This window comes from Paenibacillus sp. 276b (assembly GCF_900107875.1).
Classification (GTDB): domain Bacteria; phylum Bacillota; class Bacilli; order Paenibacillales; family Paenibacillaceae; genus Paenibacillus; species Paenibacillus marchantiae.
The window spans coordinates 1,832,170-1,851,206 of sequence record NZ_FNRR01000001.1; the positions used below are offsets into that span (position 1 = coordinate 1,832,170).

Annotated in this window: 15 protein-coding genes; 3 read left to right on the forward strand and 12 right to left on the reverse strand. The window is 44.4% G+C overall.

Annotation, left to right across the window (positions count from 1 at the left end; translation table 11 throughout):
- Positions 1-570 precede the first annotated feature (570 nt).
- Both BLV50_RS07700 and BLV50_RS07705 read right to left on the reverse strand, forming a co-directional pair.
- On the reverse strand, positions 571-1,200 hold the full coding sequence (locus BLV50_RS07700; protein WP_090806805.1) for a DapH/DapD/GlmU-related protein: 630 nt from the start codon (positions 1,198-1,200) through the stop codon (positions 571-573).
- A gap of 72 nt (positions 1,201-1,272) precedes the next feature.
- The gene (locus BLV50_RS07705) at positions 1,273-2,694 is read right to left on the reverse strand and encodes an MATE family efflux transporter (RefSeq protein ID WP_256337888.1); all 1,422 of its coding nucleotides are present in this window, start codon (positions 2,692-2,694) and stop codon (positions 1,273-1,275) included.
- A gap of 91 nt (positions 2,695-2,785) precedes the next feature.
- On the opposite strand from BLV50_RS07705, the gene BLV50_RS07710 reads away from it, so the two are divergent.
- Positions 2,786-3,685 carry an AraC family transcriptional regulator gene (locus tag BLV50_RS07710; RefSeq protein WP_090806807.1) on the forward strand — a complete coding sequence of 300 codons (900 nt, stop codon included), beginning with the start codon at positions 2,786-2,788 and terminating at the stop codon, positions 3,683-3,685.
- 265 nt (positions 3,686-3,950) lie between these two features.
- Here BLV50_RS07710 and BLV50_RS07715 read toward each other — a convergent pair whose 3' ends face one another.
- On the reverse strand, positions 3,951-4,856 hold the full coding sequence (locus BLV50_RS07715) for a LysR family transcriptional regulator (RefSeq protein WP_090806809.1): 906 nt from the start codon (positions 4,854-4,856) through the stop codon (positions 3,951-3,953).
- A gap of 129 nt (positions 4,857-4,985) precedes the next feature.
- Between BLV50_RS07715 and BLV50_RS07720 the strand changes: the two genes are divergently transcribed.
- Positions 4,986-5,999 (forward strand): alpha/beta fold hydrolase, encoded by a 1,014-nt coding sequence (locus tag BLV50_RS07720; protein ID WP_090806811.1) that lies wholly within the window; start codon positions 4,986-4,988, stop codon positions 5,997-5,999.
- A gap of 68 nt (positions 6,000-6,067) precedes the next feature.
- On the opposite strand, the gene BLV50_RS07725 is transcribed toward BLV50_RS07720, so the two are convergent.
- Positions 6,068-6,496, reverse strand: coding sequence for a MarR family winged helix-turn-helix transcriptional regulator (locus BLV50_RS07725; RefSeq protein WP_063563662.1), 429 nt, complete (start codon positions 6,494-6,496; stop codon positions 6,068-6,070).
- Positions 6,497-6,654: 158 nt separating this feature from the next.
- Here BLV50_RS07725 and BLV50_RS07730 point away from each other — a divergent pair, with 158 nt between their 5' ends.
- Positions 6,655-7,965 (forward strand): amidohydrolase family protein, encoded by a 1,311-nt coding sequence (locus tag BLV50_RS07730; protein WP_090806813.1) that lies wholly within the window; start codon positions 6,655-6,657, stop codon positions 7,963-7,965.
- Between the two features lie 173 nt (positions 7,966-8,138).
- On the opposite strand, the gene BLV50_RS07735 is transcribed toward BLV50_RS07730, so the two are convergent.
- The 8 genes from BLV50_RS07735 to BLV50_RS07770 all read right to left on the reverse strand — a co-directional run bounded on the left by BLV50_RS07735 (position 8,139) and on the right by BLV50_RS07770 (position 19,009).
- Positions 8,139-9,125, reverse strand: coding sequence for a glycoside hydrolase family 43 protein (locus tag BLV50_RS07735; RefSeq protein WP_090806815.1), 987 nt, complete (start codon positions 9,123-9,125; stop codon positions 8,139-8,141).
- A gap of 88 nt (positions 9,126-9,213) precedes the next feature.
- A complete protein-coding gene (locus tag BLV50_RS07740; protein ID WP_090806817.1) occupies positions 9,214-10,236 on the reverse strand; it encodes an endo-1,4-beta-xylanase in 1,023 nt (340 codons plus the stop codon).
- A 51-nt stretch (positions 10,237-10,287) separates the two neighbouring features.
- Positions 10,288-11,844: a glycoside hydrolase family 43 protein gene (locus tag BLV50_RS07745; RefSeq protein ID WP_090806819.1), complete on the reverse strand. Its 1,557-nt coding sequence runs from the start codon at positions 11,842-11,844 to the stop codon at positions 10,288-10,290.
- Complete coding sequence (locus BLV50_RS07750) at positions 11,845-12,798, reverse strand: carbohydrate ABC transporter permease (RefSeq protein ID WP_063563657.1); 954 nt, start codon at positions 12,796-12,798, stop codon at positions 11,845-11,847.
- The gene (locus BLV50_RS07755; RefSeq protein ID WP_063563656.1) at positions 12,798-13,763 is read right to left on the reverse strand and encodes an ABC transporter permease; all 966 of its coding nucleotides are present in this window, start codon (positions 13,761-13,763) and stop codon (positions 12,798-12,800) included. Before BLV50_RS07755 ends, BLV50_RS07750 begins: the two co-directional genes overlap by 1 nt.
- 106 nt (positions 13,764-13,869) lie before the next feature.
- The gene (locus BLV50_RS07760) at positions 13,870-15,543 is read right to left on the reverse strand and encodes a type 2 periplasmic-binding domain-containing protein (protein ID WP_090806821.1); all 1,674 of its coding nucleotides are present in this window, start codon (positions 15,541-15,543) and stop codon (positions 13,870-13,872) included.
- A 117-nt stretch (positions 15,544-15,660) separates the two neighbouring features.
- Positions 15,661-17,196, reverse strand: a complete 1,536-nt coding sequence (locus BLV50_RS07765; RefSeq protein ID WP_090806824.1) for a response regulator transcription factor — start codon at positions 17,194-17,196, stop codon at positions 15,661-15,663.
- Positions 17,186-19,009 (reverse strand): sensor histidine kinase, encoded by a 1,824-nt coding sequence (locus BLV50_RS07770; RefSeq protein ID WP_063563958.1) that lies wholly within the window; start codon positions 19,007-19,009, stop codon positions 17,186-17,188. The genes BLV50_RS07765 and BLV50_RS07770 overlap by 11 nt, the downstream gene beginning before the upstream one ends.
- Between the last annotated feature and the right edge of the window lie 28 nt (positions 19,010-19,037).

Sequence of the window (19,037 nt, forward strand, 5' to 3'; positions counted from 1 at the left end):
CCACCCTATTTCAATGTGATTTGAATGTCATCGTGTTTTTGGCTAATGAAACGTCAATTCCCTCATAAGAAAAGAATCGGCTCTTTAATGTATTTAAATACGATCTATGATAAACCAGTGTGAATAAGCTTAAACTATCCAATGCGTTAGTTCAATCCATATACAAGTCGACCCTTTCGGCCACACCATTGATATGATTTCCCTTTTTTATCCATAAAAAAATCCCCTCCGCTCAGCAAGATTAAGTCCATCTTAACAGATGTCTTTTTTTTCTTGTCTACGAAAAGGGGATAAAAGCAATTTATATCTATAGATCTTATACTTTAATATTCAATTTGTGTTGTCTTCATAAAGATTAAGATTTCTTTCAAATTGTTCTTCTAAATGCTCTGCGTAACTGACAACTCGTGGGGATTCCAATAACCTACCTACTACACAATATAATCCAATCAAAATACATACAGATATAATGATTTCAACAATGAATGGCATCATTCTTCCATATTCTCTCCTTACCAGGTAACGTCTAAGTCGGCCCACGTTAGATTTGATTATTTGCTTGGTTATCCACTACCATTCGACTTGGTCGAAACGCATGTTTTTGTAGTAATACTCTCTGTCATGATCGGTGATTTCACGAAGGACCCTGCAGGGATTACCCACAGCGATAACATTACTAGGAATATCCTTGGTTACCACGCTTCCTGCACCGATCACACTACCCGAACCAATAGTAACTCCTGGCACAATCACAGCGCAGCTACCGATCCATGCGCCATCCTCGATGACTACCGGTAGGGCGAACATTCCACCTTCTTTGCGCTTTTCTGGATGTACTGGATGATTGGTTACAGCAATCGTGACATTCGGACCAAACATGACATCGTTTCCAATCGTGACTTTATAGTCATCGACAACAGTTAAATTAAAGTTGATATAGACATTGTTGCCTACTGTAGTGTTTGATCCATACGACATCCGAATAGGAGGTTCCATCCAAACATTTTCACCAATACTACCGAAAAGTTGTTCCATCAGAGTCTTACGCATTTCAATATCATCGGGATGTAAGCGATTGATCTCATAACATAGTGCCTTTCCTCGTTGACGCGCCCGAGCCAGATCAGAAGCTTCCTGTGGATAATTCGCATCGTGATCCGTAAACAGTTGTCGGCTTGCCATTCGTTCTGTAATATTCATGCCTTAGTCTCCTCTGAATTTAATCTAATCTATTTATTTTAGTTGACCTTACATTCTTTGACCGTCTATTTCTTAACCTACTGGTGAAAAAGTCCTTGTAATATTATTTAGCCATTTGAATTGGCGATAACGGTAAAATGCCAATGGCAACTTAATGATCTCATCCAAACTAATGACGATATATAATACAAGGGGTGATACGTGCCAGACAAAAGCACAGAGATAACCAAGCGGCAAAATAATACCCCACATTACAATCGAATCACACCAAAAGCCAAATTTAGAGTCACCACCTGCAGTAAATATTCCTGAGATATTAGTGGCATTAATGGATTTAGCAATACAATAAAATGCACTGATATATAACATTCCATCCAAGTAGTTTTGAGAAATGACATTTAGATTTACTACGGAGAAAACAAGGGGTTTTATCAGGATAATTGTACATCCTGCTAATACTCCAAATAGTAAAGCATAAAGATTCATTCTGCTTCCCACCTGTTTTGCTTTGTCGATCTCCCCTTTACCTAGATATTTCCCAACCAATATAGATCCCCCACTAGCAATACCTCCACACAGGACAATGGTTAAATTCTTAACCACGGATGCAACAGAATTCGCTGCAACCATATCAGCACTTACATGTCCAATAATTGCGGCAGTCGCAGTTAGTGCCCCTCCCCAAACAATGTAATTGCCTTGTACAGGCATGGTGTATTTCAGGAAATCCTTTAGGAGATTGCGCTGAATTCCATCCCATATGGGAAAACGAAAGCGAATCGATCCTCTCGTCACTGAGTATATAACACAGCAGCCCAACTCAATAAACCGAGCTAAAACTGTAGCAAGAGCTACCGCCATGATTGCCATTTCAGGTCTGTCTGGGAAAAGGACAAAGATACATAACGCATTAAACAAAATGTTTAACATTAAACATAGTGAACTAATCCAAGCGCTTAGTTTTGCATTTTCCATACTTCTAATCACGCTAAGATACATTTGTGAAATGCCCATTGCAAGATAAGAAAACGAATTCATCTTTAGAAATATTGAACCAAATCGAATTAATTCACTATCATTTGTAAAAAAACGCATTAACGTTTCAGGATATAAAAAAGATACTAAAAAAAACAAAATAGAGATACTAAATGAGAACAAGCAGGCAGTGCTGAGAATACGCTGTATGGTTTGTACATCCTTCTTCCCCCAATATTGTGCAGTCAAAACCCCTGCTCCCGTAGCCATTCCCATGTAAAACAATGTTAATGCGAAGGTGATTTGTCCCGCTAGCGATACGGCCGACATTGTAGATTGGCTAATCATTCCCAACATAACTACATCAGCTGATATAACTGTTGCTGAGATTAGATTTTGTAATGCAATGGGAATGACAAGCGTGATTAATTCCTTATTAAAATCTCGCGTCATAGGAGTAGTTAACTGTATGCGCTTTTTCTTTTTAACGTACATCCACCCCTCTCTGTTGGTATCCATATTATCAAGATAGGATAAATTCATTGTCCTTTCCATAAATATTGGCTATACTTTTGTCAAAATCGTATATTTATTGGAGGTACTTTGTTGGATGAAAAATTTAGAGGTATTTTCTGATTTATCGGAAAGATTGAATTATAATCTACCTGACCTACCCTTGTATGTCCGGAGAGGAAGCTTGAATGAATTTGATAATTTTGCAGCTGCCGCTCATTGGCATTCGGATGTTGAGTTCATTTACATTCTGGAAGGCTCCATGGAGTATTCTGTTAACGGACAGACCATTAAATTAGAGCAAGGAAATGGGATTTTTGTGAATAGCCATCGTTTGCATTTTGGTTTTTCTCACAGTCATTGTAATTGTTCATTTATCGTTATAGTGATCCATTCCTCTCTTATCGGGGAAGGTTCGTTCATACGAGCTTACTGGGAAGAGAAGTTTGGGCCAAACATGGATGATTTTGTATTACTAGCAGAACAGATCTCCTGGCAGCACGAGATATTGTTATCCATTCAAGCGATCTATGCTGAAATGCATAATAGCTTTGCTCCAAATCCGTTCCGCTTAACTTCTCAGGCTTTATCTTTATGTGCTGGTATTGGAGATCACTTGCAACCGAAGGTGGGAGATATCCACGATGTGCAATTATGGACGAATATTCAGCAAATGACTCGATTCATTCATCAAAACTACGAGCAAAAAATAACTCTTGAAGACATTGCGTCCTCAGGAGCCGTTTGTCGAAGCCGCTGCTGTACTTTATTTAATAAATACGTGGGTCAAACTCCCAACAACTATCTAACTCGATACCGCCTTCATAAAAGTTGTGAGATGTTGAGGGAAACTAAAAGATCTGTGAGTGAAATCGCACTTGCCTGCGGCTTTCAAAGTGTGAGCTACTTCTCATCCCTTTTTCGCAAGCACATAGGATTAGTTCCGCTAGCATATCGAAAAAGCGACATAAATGGCTTAAGTAAAACGGAGAATTAAACCTATAAATTACTTACAGTGGACCTTTTAACAACACGATTTAAAGTTCAGTTCTGTCCCGCCAAGCAAACCAGTATCTAAAAAAAGATTTTCCACAGTTAGCGATCTTCCCTCGCGTGGGAAAAGAACTTGTAGCAATAAAACAAAAAAGCCGCTGAATTAGCGACCATCTTTATCTTTTTTTCATTTTCAACGTATCTATTCTCGGGTTAACGCGACCCTCCTTAGAATCCTTTCACGGGCTTTGCCTTTGGTGTTCTCCCTCTTATGAGCCAGATACTTCTTCCGTTTTTAACTCACTCTTTGCGATATCGATGAAGGCAGCCATTGATGGAGAAATCCATTTCTCACGATGCCAGAGCATCTGTGCGGAAAAGGATACATCCGATAAATCCCATGGTAAAGCAACTAGTCTCCCCTCTCTTAATTCTTCCTTTAAAGCCATCTCAGGTAACAGGGCGATCCCAAGACCAGCCACAGCGCATTGTTTAATTGCTTCTACACTATGAAACTCCAGTTCTGTCAAAGCATCGGCGCCTTTTTTCAATAAGGACTGGTTAAAAGGAGTGCGATAAGAACAGTTTTTTTCAGTCAACAAAAAATGCTGTTTGTGAAAGTCATCAATGATCAATGAGGAGTGCGTTGCTAACATATGATCTGGAGAAACCACCATTTTAAAATACTCATCTTTCAAAAATTCTGAATGAAGATCTTTGGCTGCAACGAATTCATCCAATACAAATATCACATCTGTAAGTCCTTCTCTTAGGCTGTTTCTAAGCTCTTGTCCGGACAAGGGACGAAACAAAAGACGAACGTCTGGGTAGTTCTCCCGGAAGCGTTTGAACAAAGCAGGAAGAAAGTATGCACAAAGAACTTCGTCTGCCCCGATAGTAACCGTTCCTGTCGTTTCCCCGTGCTGACTTGATACACACTTGGCCTCTTCTACATCGTTCAGGATTTTAGTAGCATAAGGCAAGAATTGTTGGCCGGCATCCGTTAACATGACATTTTTGCCTAGTCGATCCAGCAATTTTACGCCCAACTCTTCTTCCAAGGATTTGATCTGCATGGTTATGGTAGATGGTACATAGCTCAATAGTTCAGCAGTCCGACTAAAGCTGCGTGTAGAAGCCAGAGTCCAAAAGGTTTTTAGTTGACGTATTTCCATAATCGAACACCTTCTTTGTTCAAAAAAATTGAATGTTACCTTCAAAAACGTTTCGTTGAATTGATGATAAGCGTATTGTAGAGTGAAAATCAAGTTATTACTAATTTGGTTATGAAGGAGCATCCATCAATGAAAGATTATGAAACGTATCCCCTTGGAGATCTATTGCTTCAATCCGGTCAGCAACTCCCTCAAGCATTTATTGCTTATAAGACCTACGGTACCTTAAATGCCGCAAAAAACAATGTTATTGTGTATCCGACTTGGTTTGCTGGTCTTCACACCGATAATGAATGGTTAATTGGAGAGAACAAGGCACTAGATCCTAATCGATATTTTATCATTGTGCCCAATATGTTGGGTAACGGATTATCGTCCTCTCCCAATAATACTCCCGCTCCTTTTGATAAATCCAATTTCCCTCTCATCTCTATGTATGACAATGTACGTGCTCAACATCAACTCATGACTGAAAAATTCGGTATCAGCAAAATCAAGCTAGTTGTGGGTTGGTCTCTAGGAGCAATGCAAGTTTTTCAATGGGGAACAAGTTATCCTGAAATGGTCGAACGTATTGCACCATTTGGCGGAACGGCGAAAACGAGGCCGCTAGCACAACTGGTATTCCAGAGTATGATCGCAGCACTACAAGCGGATTCAAAATGGGAAAGAGGACTTTACAAGCAACCACCTGTTGACGGTCTCGCAGCGATGGGGAGGGTTTATGCCCCTTGGGGATTTTCAAATTCATACTATTTGGAGAGATTGTATCAATCCGAGGGATACAGCTCATTGAAACATTATGCAGAAGAATACTGGGACCAAGTATTTTTGTCCTTTGATGCGAATGACTTGATTGCCATGTTACGTACAGGAATAAGTGGAGACATTAGCGATAATCCCGTCGACCAGTACAACTTCGAACAGGCATTACGTAAAATCTCCTCTCCTGCACTCGTTATGCCGGGATCAAGTGATTTGTTTTTCACTCCAGAGGATAGTAGGTATGACGTTCAACATATGTCGAATGCTGTTTTTCAACCCATAGAATCCAATTGGGGACACTGCTTTGGAATCGGTGCAAACGAAGCGGATTCACTCGTTATAGATAGTCATCTAAAGCGATTTTTGGAATTAGGCTAATTAAATAGGGACTTTCAGTGGGACTAAAACCTTTTAATCAGCCATCATTTCATAGGGAAGTGTCTTCTTTATATAGTCTCATTGATTTTGATCAACAATTTCTTTAATACTTGCTTCTCTTCGTCGGTAAGGACTTGAATGATTTCTTCCTCCACCTTTTGGAAAGAGTCTTGAAAATCTTCAATCAGTTCAATCGCTTTTGGCAATACGTATATGTTTTTTTGCCGTTCATTATTGGCCGGGATTTTACGCTCGATTAACCCTTTTTGCTCTAGAGCTTGAAGCATACTTGTAATGCTGGCCCGACTTAGATGAAACCGATCTGCAAGATCCATTTGAATAATATGACTATTTTGGTTTTCGTAAATATAATCGATTACTTTTCCTTGTTGAGCGTTTAAGCCCAGCTCTTTTATACTCTCGTCCGCTCTTTTCTTTAACTTAAGACCGATAATCTGAAATAAATCCAGATAAGGTGTTTCCTTTCGGGATTTCATAATCTTCCCTCCTTTGATTGTTAGGAATCTAATTGTAAGTAAATAAACTATACAGCGATCCCATTGGCTTGTCAAAAAAACATTAGCTCGTTGACAGTTAGAAGACTAACAGTTATGATTCGAATTGTTCGACAAACAAACACTTGGGAGGAATTCAAATGGAGAAGGTAACTCAAAATGCTGCGTTAGAACAAGTTACAGTGATTACAAATGTACGTATCTTTGATGGTGAGCAAATCATTGCGCCTAGACATGTTGTCATTAAAGGGAAGTCTATTGTTTCAGTCGGTGGAGACCTTCCGGCGGATGCAACAATTATCGATGGAGAAAATGCGACTCTAATGCCTGGTCTGATTGATGCACATGTCCACACTTCCATCGGCGGATTACGAGATGCGCTAAAATTCGGCGTTACCACTGAACTCGAAATGAACGGTGATTTTACTAAACGAGGGCGCGAAATTCAGTTGAAAAATGTGAATGACATCGCAGATGTCCGTTCCGCTGGCACAGCAATCACCGCTCCGGGTGGACATCCGGATGAATTATTGCCGGATGGAGATGAAATACCTGAATTCGTATTAAAGGAACTAGAGAAGTTATCGGAGGAAGATCGGGAAGCAATGTTAGCCGCATACGCTCACGATCACGATGAAATACCGCAAGTGACAACAGTCGAAGAATCGAGTAAACATGTGCATACCCAAGTCGAGAATGGGGCCGACTATATTAAGATCATGATTGAAGAAGGAACGGTCATGGGTGCACCTGGCCTGCCTGTATTAAGCGACGAGATTCTAAAAACAGCCGTGACAGAAGCCCACAAGTCCGGTAAGCTGGTTATCGCCCACGTCTTGACAGCTCTTTCATCGCAACAAGCCATCGATTTTGGAGTCGACGGTTTGGGCCACTTGTTTATCGACAGACCCGAGTACACCTCCGAGTTAGTGAAATCCATAGCAGCTTCAGGCGCTTTTGTTACACCGTGCTTGGTGTTGAATTCGTCGATTATCGGAAATCCGGCATCCGAATTGGCCAATGATCCGCGTGTTCATTCCAAATTAAATTCTGATTGGATTGATATTTTGAACTCAAGCTTCAATACGTTCCCACAAGGCAATATGGAGAACAGCTTTAAAAATGTGATGGACCTTCACCGAGCCGGAGTTGATATTCTGGTAGGGACGGATGTCGCGCCGGTTCCCGTTCCAAACCTCGGTGGCCTTGCTCATGGGGCAAGTGTCCACCACGAAATGCAACTGCTGGTGAAGGCTGGGTTCACTCCGATCGAAGCTCTTCAGTCGGCCACTTCGAAACCGGCTCGTTGCTTTGGTCTCCATGATCGCGGCCGTATTACCGAAGGTGCGCGCGCAGATCTTATTCTCGTGGACGGTGATCCAACAACTAATATTTCGGATACCTTGTCGATCAAATCCGTGTGGTTCAATGGTTCGCAGCAACTAGGTTAATCCCATTCGATCTGCCCGTATATTGGAAAACTCCGTGCTTTGGCACGGAGTTTTAAGCATTTTCCTCTTTGAAAATCGTATCCTTGCCCTGAAATGCGTATTCACTCTAGGGCTCTTCAGGATCTACAGTTATAGGTAAAAGGATACGGGTTACCGTCCTATTCACATCCATTTCACTTGTCTGGATACGGATCAATCATGCGAATCGTGCCATCCGGATTGTACGTTAACTCAGCAAACTTTACGCAGCGCTTGTAATCGACGCCGCCAGAAAGGGAACAATCGTGATAGAACAAATACCACTTTTCCCGAAATTGTACAATCGAATGATGCGTTGTCCAGCCCATGACTGGCGGTAAAAAGGTACCTTGGAATGTAAACGGACCCATCGGATTGTCGCCAATGGCGTACACCAGCTTGTGCGTTGTTCCTGTGGAGTAGGACAAATAATATTTCCCGTTATATTTGTGCATCCAAGGGCCTTCAAAATATCTGCGATCCTCATCCCCAGCGGTCAGCAGCTTTCCATCCTGATCTACGATGGATAACTCCAGCGGCTCCGACACCATCGAGAGCATATCTTCACTCAGCTTTGCAACTTTTGGTCCGATCGCCGAAGCATCCGGAGCAGGACCTTCCGCATGTTCCACGTAGCTTCCAGTCTGCCATTTCTCCAACTGTCCCCCCCACAACCCGCCAAAGAGCATATAAGCCTGCTCATCATCGTCTACAAACACTGCGGGGTCAATGCTGAAGCTGCCCTGAATATATTGCTCCTCCGGTTTGAACGGCCCTGTCGGTGAAGACGATGTAGCCACGCCGATGCGGAAAATACCATCATGGTCCCGAGCCGGGAAAAACAAATAATAGGTGCCTTTTCTGTATGCGGCATCCGGAGCCCACATTTGACTGGACGCCCAAGGTACATCCTTCACATGCAGAGCTTCGCCATGGTCCGTCACGGCTGAATTCATGTCCGCCATAGAGAGTACATGATAATCCTCCATCTTGTACTGATCTCCATTGTCATTCACCGGACCGTCGTGATCCAGATCATGGGAAGGATAAATATAAATACGATCCTCGAATACATGCGCTGACGGATCAGCAGTAAATATATGGGTAACTATAGGTTGATGCGGTTTCGGTAATTCGGACATACAAATGGCTCCTTCCAATAGATATGTACTCCCAAGTATCTCTTCGAGATGCTGTGGGTTAAACGAATCGATATTGATCCGTTTCATGTCACTTGGGTACAATGATTCGCGCAACACGCTGATACGCTTCCTTTGGACGATGCAACTCATCGAACAGGAATGGCCAGTTTTTTCGCCCTCGAACAGGGAAATTGTCAAGCCAGGTGTAGTCGTCGGCAGCCCCCCAGAATGTCACAGCGCTAATATGCTCCTTATATTCGTGGAGCAGGCGGAAGATGGATTCGTATCGCTCGGCTTGCAATTCCAGCATCTCTTGCGATGGCTGAACGAGATCTGTACGTCTGTCTTCAAAGCGAAATACCGATACATCCAGTTCGGTGAGCTGAAGCTGCAGTCCAAGCTGCGCATACCGCTCAATTGCTGCGCGCATATCATCCAAGGACGGATCATACAGATTCCAGTGCGCCTGCAGACCAACGCCATGAATTGGCACGCCTTGATCGAGTAATGAACGGACGAGCCGATAGATGCGTTCCCGCTTATGTGGATCAGATTCGTTATAATCGTTGTAGAACAACAACGCTTGCGGATCTGCTTCATGCGCGAATTCAAACGCTTTGGCAATAAAATCCTCTCCGGCGATATCCAGCCATTTGGATGGGCGCAGGAATGCGTTTGCATCATCCGCATCATCGGAAATAACTTCGTTTACAACGTCCCAAGCATAGATAACGTCCTTATATCTGCCAACAACGGTCTCAATGTGTGCCTTCAATCGCTCCAGCAATACATCGCGCTCCACCAGTCCGCCAGTTTCATTCTCGAACAACCAATCCGGAGTCTGGTTGTGCCAGACCAGCGTATGACCACGCAGCGCCATGCCCTGCTCTCTGGCAAAGGAAGCGATGAAATCCGCATCCTCAAACGTATACCGTTCCTGCTGCGGATGCACACTGGAGAATTTCATTTCATTTTCTGCCGTCAGACTGTTGAAGTGATAGGCGAGCAATGAACGCTGGCTGTCAATCGTCTTCGGACTCACTGCTGCTCCAATGTGGAATGCATCCTTGTACAATTCCTTCAGTGAAACCTCTTTTCGAAACGAACCCATAATTTCCCTCCTTTAAATTTCCTTCTTCGCATTGATTTATTAGCAACTGAATCAGACCGAGTACTCGAACCAATCAAAATGGGCAGGTGTGCTGCTTGCCTTACCATTGCCGGTAGCGTATAGTCCGACCACCGCTCCGGTAAAGCACATTTTGTGCACAAAGTCCTCCGGTGATATGGCACGTGCCGAGCCTGAACCCAATGCTGTCCAGTTCTGTCCGTCCTCGGAACAAGTCAGCCTATATTCCTTCTCTGTCGATTCGATTCGGAGCGACAGCCGCTCCGTTACAGTCTCGCTCTCGTGAACCATGTTCGACTCTCCGCGCACCGTCAAGCGAGCAAAGAGTATGTTTCGTCCGTTCAACCGTCTTATGCCAATCTCATAGTGTGCATCCTCATCCCGGCGAACACATAATCCCGCTTCTTCTCCATCGGCAACTGGCATGAAAGTCAGGCAGGTCGTAAAGCTGGCATGAATATGCTGCTGCCTGCGGCCAACAAACGTGATCTGACCCACGTCTTCAAGACTTCCATCCTGCCCATACAACGTCAGGTAACCTGGTTTTTCTGTAAGCGAGCATGCTCCTTCTGTAGGGTTGCGCACAAACATCCATTGCGACCCGAGTTCTCCGTCGAATTCGTCCCGGCCGACAACGATGGCAGTATGGCTCCCGGGCAAAGAAGGTAATGTCATTGGCAATCGCTGGACCTTCATGTCCAGACTCACTATTCCTTCATTGTTGTCAATGTGGGGCCACCCCTCGTTCCAAACGACCGGGGCGAGGAGGGTTTCACGTCCAAGCACACTATATCCTTCCTCTGTCAAACGCACGCCAAGGAAAACGGCCCACCAGTCTCCGTGGTGATCCTCCACCAGATCGGCATGACCCAAATACTGGATCGGATGGTCCAGATGGCGATGGGTCAGGATCGGCTCAGGATAGCGTTCAAACGGACCATAAGGTCGATCGCTTCGGCCGATGATCTCACGATGATCCTTGGCCGTCCCGCCAGAAGCAGACATCATGTAATACAATCCATTGATTTTGTACAGATGTGGCCCTTCGGTCCATGGCCCTCCATCTCCGTGCCAGACAACTTGTGGTTCAGAGAGAGCCTCACCTGTAGCGATGTCGATCTCATACTGGATGGCATGAGAATCGTAATCGGCACCTTGTTGTGCGGTCACGTACACTTTGCCATCGTCGTCAAAAAATAGCGATGGGTCAATTCCACCGTATGGAATACGAATTGGATCAGACCAGGGGCCAGCAGGGTCGGTTGCCGTCACGTAGAAATTGCCGATGCCTCTCACATCTGTCGTAATCATGTAAAATGTACCTTCATGGTAACGCAGTGCCGGAGCATAAATGCCGTCTGAGCTTTTCCGTCCGGTCAAATCAAGCTGGCTGACCCGATCCAACACATTGCCGATTTGCTCCCAGTGAATGAGATCCCGGCTCCGAAAGATCGGCACTCCGGGAAAATACTCAAATGAACTGCAAATGAGGTAAAAAAATTCTTCAGCCTTCACAATGCTGGGGTCCGGATAGAATCCAGGAAGGATTGGGTTGGCATAACAGATCGTATTAGCTTGAAGCTGCTTCATCTATTCCTTCACACTCCCTACATTTAGTCCAACGACAAAGTATTTTTGCATAAACGGATACACCAGCAAGATCGGAACAGAAGCGACAATTGTAACTGCAGCACGAATGGAAATTGGAGTTACCTGTGTTGAATGCTCCACCCCCACGCCGTTGGCAACGGAAGGATTACTGTTGGCATTCATACTGGAAGACAACAGCTTCATCAGTTCGTATTGCAGTGTGCTGAGCTCCTGACGTGATGACGTGTACAGAAAAGCATCGAACCAGGAATTCCACGCGCCGACTGCGACAAAGAGCGCAATGGTCGCCAGCACAGGCTTGCACAGTGGAAAAATAATTCTCCAGAAAATTCTGAAATCTCCTGCTCCGTCAATTTTGGCAGATTCAATCAAGCTTTCGGGGATCGTGTATATATAAGTACGAATGACGATCAGGTTAAACGCACTAATCAGCGATGGTAAAACATATACCCAGAATGAATTGATTAAGTGCAGGTCCTTCATCAGGAAGTATCCCGGAATAAGCCCTGCGTTGAAATACATGGTGAGTACAAAAATGGTCGTAATCAGCTTGCGGAAAATATAATCGCGCCGACTCAGCGTATAAGCGAGCATGGTGGTCAAGAAAATGTTCAGAACGGTGGATAGTACTGTACGTGCAACGGAAATCAAAAATGCGTTATAAATTGTGCCTGATGCAAATACGGCTTTGTAATTCTGCATGGTGAAATCGCGGGGCCACAAATATAAGCCTCCTCGAATGGTGTCATTCCCTGCATTAAACGAAACCACAATGGTGTTCAAAAATGGATACAACGTCACAATCACCAGCAGAACCATGAAGATGGTGTTAAAGGTGTTGAACAGAAACGGTTCCATGCCTCTGCCACCTGGGCGGCGTACGGAAAGCGCCGCTGTATTTCCTAAACCAGACAATGGTGTTTTTTTCGTCATTATAACAGCCTCTCTTCCCCAAGCCGCTTGGCGGTCCAATTCGCTACAAGTAACATCGTAATGCTGACCACGGTCTTGAATATTCCGCCTGCAGTTGCGAGCGAATAGTTGCCCTGTGCAATCCCGTATTTGAGCACAAAGATATCAATCGTTTCCGACCAGTCCACAACGAGTCCGTTGCCCAGCAAATACTGAACCTCAAAGCCGGCTTCGAGAATATGTCCAATCGACATAATCAGCAGGATGACAATGGTAGGCTTGATTCCCGGCAAGGTGACATTCCACATTTTTTGATATCGATTGGCTCCATCAATATCGGCTGCTTCATACTGTGCCGGGTCAATAGAGGCCATGGCCGCCAAATAAATAATGGTGCTCCATCCGACTTCTTTCCAAATATGAGAACTTGCAACAACGCCCCAGAAATATTTCCCTTCCGTCAGCCACAAGATCGGCTCGTTGATTAAGTGCAGTTTCATGAGGATATCGTTGACAATGCCGTCAGAAGCAAGCGATGTCGCTACGATGCCGGTAACGATAATCCATGATAAGAAGTGAGGAAGATAAGAGATGGTTTGTACCGTCCGCTTCCACATGATCTTCTTGATTTCATTGAGTAACAATGCCAAAACAATAGCGGTAACGAAACCCAAAATCATGTTGATGATACTCATGGCAAGCGTATTACGAAGCACGCGCAAGAAATTGTCATCCGTGAACAAAAATTGAAAATGCTTGAACCCTACCCACGTTTGCTGCGAGAAACTTCTGGCTGGTTTGTAATCCTGAAAAGCCATCGTCCAGCCCCAGACAGGCACATAAGCAAAGATAATAATGTACGCAAGCAGAGGAACAGACATCCATATGAGCTGTCTCTGTGCTTTGATATTTTGCCAAGTAATCCGCCTAATTTTCGGTTTTTTCTTCGGTCGGAGCGGCTTGGTACCCACTACAATTTCCTCCATAATATCAGGCTCCTATCCATCTTTATATTGAAAGGAATAACGTCCAGCGATATGTTCTTTAAAAAAATCAGGAAGGAAGGTAGCCCTCCTTCCTGACAGCATTTTCTTATTTCACTGACCAGTTATCGATTCTCCACTGCAATACTTCATTGATGCGGCCTTCGAAAGCCTTGATATCCAGCTTTTGAATTTCGGAAACGTATTCGCTCCATACACTGCTGAATTCGGATGTGTTAGCCAAAATCGCTTTCGGTAAATATTTGGTTGATAATTCGTTCAGCTTCGTATTGGCAATTTTGGCTGGAGATCCCTCAACCAGATCGACGGACCAAGCCGGGTAAGTAACCGGATTCTCTGGTGGAGCACTGAAGAAATCCACATAGCTGTTGAAACCGTAGGCGTCCAAAACTTCCTTATCAAACGGTCTCAAGCTGGCTTGATATTCTTCCGGCTGATTGCTTGCTGAAGTAGCGTTGCCATCGCTAAAGTAACCTTCCATCTTCGGTGCGGTTCCATAGAAAGCATCTGCTTTATTGGCCAGTTTCCAGGCCGCATCTGCGGCATTGTCGCGCTGCTCTTGGGTTTTCATGAAACGGCCTTCGTCATTCACGTAATAGTCTTCATCCTGAATGCCCCAAGTGAGTGTCTTTTGCCAATCTTCTTCCATAAGCTTGTCGAGCGCTTTAATAATTTTCACAGGGTCCTTGGCACTTACAGTAATGCCGTAACCATTGTTCAGGTTGAGCGCCGCGCGGTCGCGATAGTAGTCCTTCGTGCTGCTGTCGTATACCAGCGGGAAGCCGACGTACGTGCGTTCAATTTTGTCCTGAGTTATGAGCGAATCTTCCGCGCTGAGAAAATTCCAGTGTTGGTCGAACATGCCGAGTACTGCCCCACTGGACAATTTGGCCATATATTGGTCGTAGTTTTGTGCAAACGCTTCCTTATCCAGCAAGCCTTGTGCATTGATTTCATTTAGTTTCTGATAGTACGTCTTGGCATAATCCTTGTCTGCAAAAATCTCCGCCTTGCCGTCGTTGACGACCACACCACCATCATTCGGATGACCGATCAAATGCTGCGGCGGGTTCAGCAAGCCCCAGTTTTTCCAATCATAGTTCAATACCTCGAAACCGACTGTCGGTTTGCCGTCAATAGTTGGATACTTTTCCTTGTATTTCGCGATCAAGTCAAAGTATTCGTCCAGTGTTTTGGGCGTCGGATAACCGAACTCTTTCAACACGGCTTTTTGAATCCAAAAGGCAGGTCCGCTGTAGTAAGTATCAGCCACTTCGCCGTTGTATGCACCGTAGTTTGGCAGGTAGTAAATGTGTCCATCATTCGGGTCCTTCATTTGATTCCAGTACTTCTCATAATGCTTCTTCAGATTAGGCGCATGCTCCTCGATCAGATCTTCCAACGGAATGACCGAACCGGCTGCTGTCAGTTTGGTGTCCGCAGAGATCAGATCCGGATAATCTCCTCCGGCAATCATAACGCCAAGCTTTTGGTTTTTGTCGCCAGCCAAAAATTCAAATTTGAATGTAACGCCAAGCTCATCCTTGATTTTTTTGTAGATTTTGTTGTCAGCGGTTGGCTGTTGTCCGGCCTCGTTCAGGAATACCGAGATTTCTAACGGATTGTCAGCCCCCACCTCACTACCTTTACTACTCTCTTCTCCACTGCCTGAATTGCCGCCTGAGCAACCTGCTAGCACAACACTCAACGACAATAACAGTGTTGCCCCCATACGGAAGAATGATTTTTTACTGTCCCCCATAAAGCACCTCCAAAGTTTGATCTCACTACATGAAAGCCCTTTCATTTGAATAATTTAATTATAAATTTACATCTCTATGGAAACTATATTCGAATTATAGCTCTTTCCGAGAAAAGCTCAGGTTTTCTTGTATTCGTTAGGAGACATGCCCATACGTTTCTCAAATTGCTTTAAAAAATGATGGTAATTGGCGTATCCAACCTTTTCCGAGATCTCGCTATTTTTGTACTGATTCATCTGTAGCAACCGACATGCCTCCTCAACCCTCAGGTTATGAAGCAGTTCATTGAAGCCGATTCCATTTTTGCGTATCAATAGTTGTCCCAAGTAGGCCGGATGCAGGAAGAAACGTTCCGATAGCAACTTAATAGTCAATCCCTCCTGGTAATGCGTATGAATATAATCGTTGATTTCCTGTACAATACCTTGCGCTTCGAAGACGCTCTCTTTAAGCAAAAACTCAAAGCAGACTCTTCCACACGAATGCAGCATGCCGATCAAATCATCAAGGGTTAACAGTGCTTCATCCAGTTCCGGAATTTCGAACATACGGTAATTCTCTGAATCTTCTGCCATTTGCGCCCTCATGTAAGCACGAATTTCATGAAGAAGATAAATCACAAATTTTCGGGCTTCATCCGGGTGGACCCGCATCTGTCGAAAGGATTGCTCAATAAACTCCACAGCGGACTGGTAGTTGGCGTAATCAATGAGCTGAAGTGCTCCCAGTACTCGCTCGATCAGTTCAACCTGTTGGTTATGCCTTTGAAAATCGTGGTTCTGGATATCGGCATAATCCATTATGCTGTTCTCTTCCGCTTCATAAAAAGCGTGCAGCAACGCCTTCTCTGCTGTTATGCGGGAGTTGCTGATGTGATGAAGAGAGGATTCGGTTGAGCCAATCGCCATATATGTACGAAAGCCCGCCAGACGGCGAGCCAGTGTTTCTAATTGTTTTCTAAAATTTCCGCTCGTTCTCCGAGGTCCGGGGGAAACATCGCCAAACACAATGGATACAAGATCATTTCGCATACGAATGATATAGAGGACATCCCGTCCGTTCAGAATCTCTGAAGCAAGACTGCTCCACCGGCCAAACTCTTTCTCCGATACCTGAACCAGGCATACAATCCAGGATTCAGCTGACTGGGAAAGGGACTGCATCAATTGAGTACCCTCAGCAGACAGCACTTTGCCTAATAAAGCCTGCTTCATCGTCAACATTTCCTGCTCTCTCAATGCAATCTGCCCAATATAAAGCTGCTCTTGCTCCTTCATCAGTTCCATGCCCATCATGCGAATCTCGGACTCCGCCTGTTCCTCATCCAATGGTTTTAACAGATAACCGGAAACTTTGAATTTAAGCGCTTTTCGCGCAAACTCGAAATCGCTGTACCCCGTAAGAATAATGAACTTGGTCGACCAGTTTCCTCTACGTCGCCATTCTTCAATCATCTCTAGCCCATTCATAATTGGCATTTGAATATCAACCATGACAAGATCCGGCTGTAACTCTTCCATTCGTTCCAACCCTTCCGCACCGTTGCCACACATAGCGCATACCTCAAAGCCAAGACTTTCCCATGGAATCCACAGCTGCAAGCCCTCTAGCGCCCATGGCTCGTCATCAATCAGCAGCGCTCTAAATGCCATTGTCCTTACCTCCTTCTTCACCCTGATGATCTAACAGTTGCAATGGAATTTCGAAGGAGACCTCTGTCCCTTCTCCTATTCTGCTCACCAAGTTAAAATCCACTTTATCGTCATAATACAATTCAAGACGGCGATATACGTTACGTATGCCAATGTTACTCCCTCCGCTCTCCTCCTTGCTCCGCATATGATACAGAACCTCTTGCAGCCGTTCCTTATCCATGCCCTTACCATTATCGGATACAACGACGCGCAGGCGTTCGCTCACAACTTCCGCTTTAATCTTCACATACCCTAACCCCTCAATAGCCTGAATTCCATGTTTGCAAGCATTCTCTGCCAACTGCTGGATACTCATTTTTGGAATTCTATACTGCCTCGCCTCTTCGCTAATATCAATGTAATATTCAAACTTGTCTCGAAAACGGAACTTCTCGATCCCCAGATACATGACCGTAAAACTCATTTCCTCTTCCAGCGTGACCACATCGTCCTTCCAATTCAACAAGCGGCGAAGCAACTTGGATAGGTCCTTGATAATGTCTTTGACATCCGCATAATTGTTTTTGGTGCTAACCACCAGTAGCGCATTGAGCGTATTAAATAAAAAATGGGGATTCATCTGGCTTTGCAGCAAATTCAGTTCAGCGCGAATGCGCTCAGCCTCCTGGCTCCGTTGCTGAATTTCAAGCTTGTACACATTATTGATCAAGGAATGGATCTGAGCGGTCATCATATTGAAATTACGAATCAGATGACCTATCTCATCCTGTCCCCCATCAATGTTGATCAGATCAAATTTCTCGTTCCCCACCTTTTGCATATGTCTGGACAGACGTTTCACTCGATAATTGTATGAGCGCAGCATGACATAGATGAAGATGGAGGTAACCAAAGTAATGATACCAGCGAGCATGCCGAAATAAAGCTTCATGGAGAGCATCGCTTGTTTGACACGTGTTTCCTGAGGTACGCCAATGAGCTTCCAACCTTTCACATAGCTGGCCTTGCCAATCGGTACGATATGTAGGTCCTTGTCCGCCGCCTTGCTCGTATCAAATAACGCATAATCACTATCTACCTCACCCTGATACTTGTCATCTGTGGACACGATAATCTGATTCTTCGCGTTGACCAGATACAGGTCCAGCGAGCTTTTCTCTCTCGCAATAACGTCATAGAATCGATTAAGGTAAAAATCAATGCGCACTAACTTCTCGTAAGAGTTGTCTGCGTTATAATAGTCCATTTTTTCAATCACGCTAAAATACGACGAGGTCGCCGCGCGATCATTCGCTGCCTGATCGCGATAAGCGAGTACACTTAGTGATTCCCCTGCTGCTTCCCATTGTCTGAACCAGGCACTGGCGTTCATTGAGCTGTCCAGATAATAATAATCCCCTCCAGACACAATCGTTGGATTATCTGTGTAGATGCCGATCCGCTGGATTTGATTGTTCACGGGAATATAGGAAGTCACTCGATGGCGAAGCTGTTCATCGAATGTATTGTAGAAATCCAATTGGTCTTTGTATACACGATCCATGGATTCGGACAACAGCTTGTCCGTGATTAAGGCGTGACTGACAGCGATCCCCCCGTCAATCATGGTGTGAATGTCCTTTCTCGCCCGCTCCAGCGATATTTGCAGATTCTGCTCTTCCCGCTCCTTGATTAGCCCCGACATACGATCCATGAACAAATAATTGCTTGCTATGATCGGAAGCAAAATACCGATAACATAGATCAGCATAAACTTGTAGTTCAAAGGAATATCGTTCACGATGCCGCGAAATCGGAATTTCTTAAACATGTCTTCCATCGCCATCCTTCATTCATTA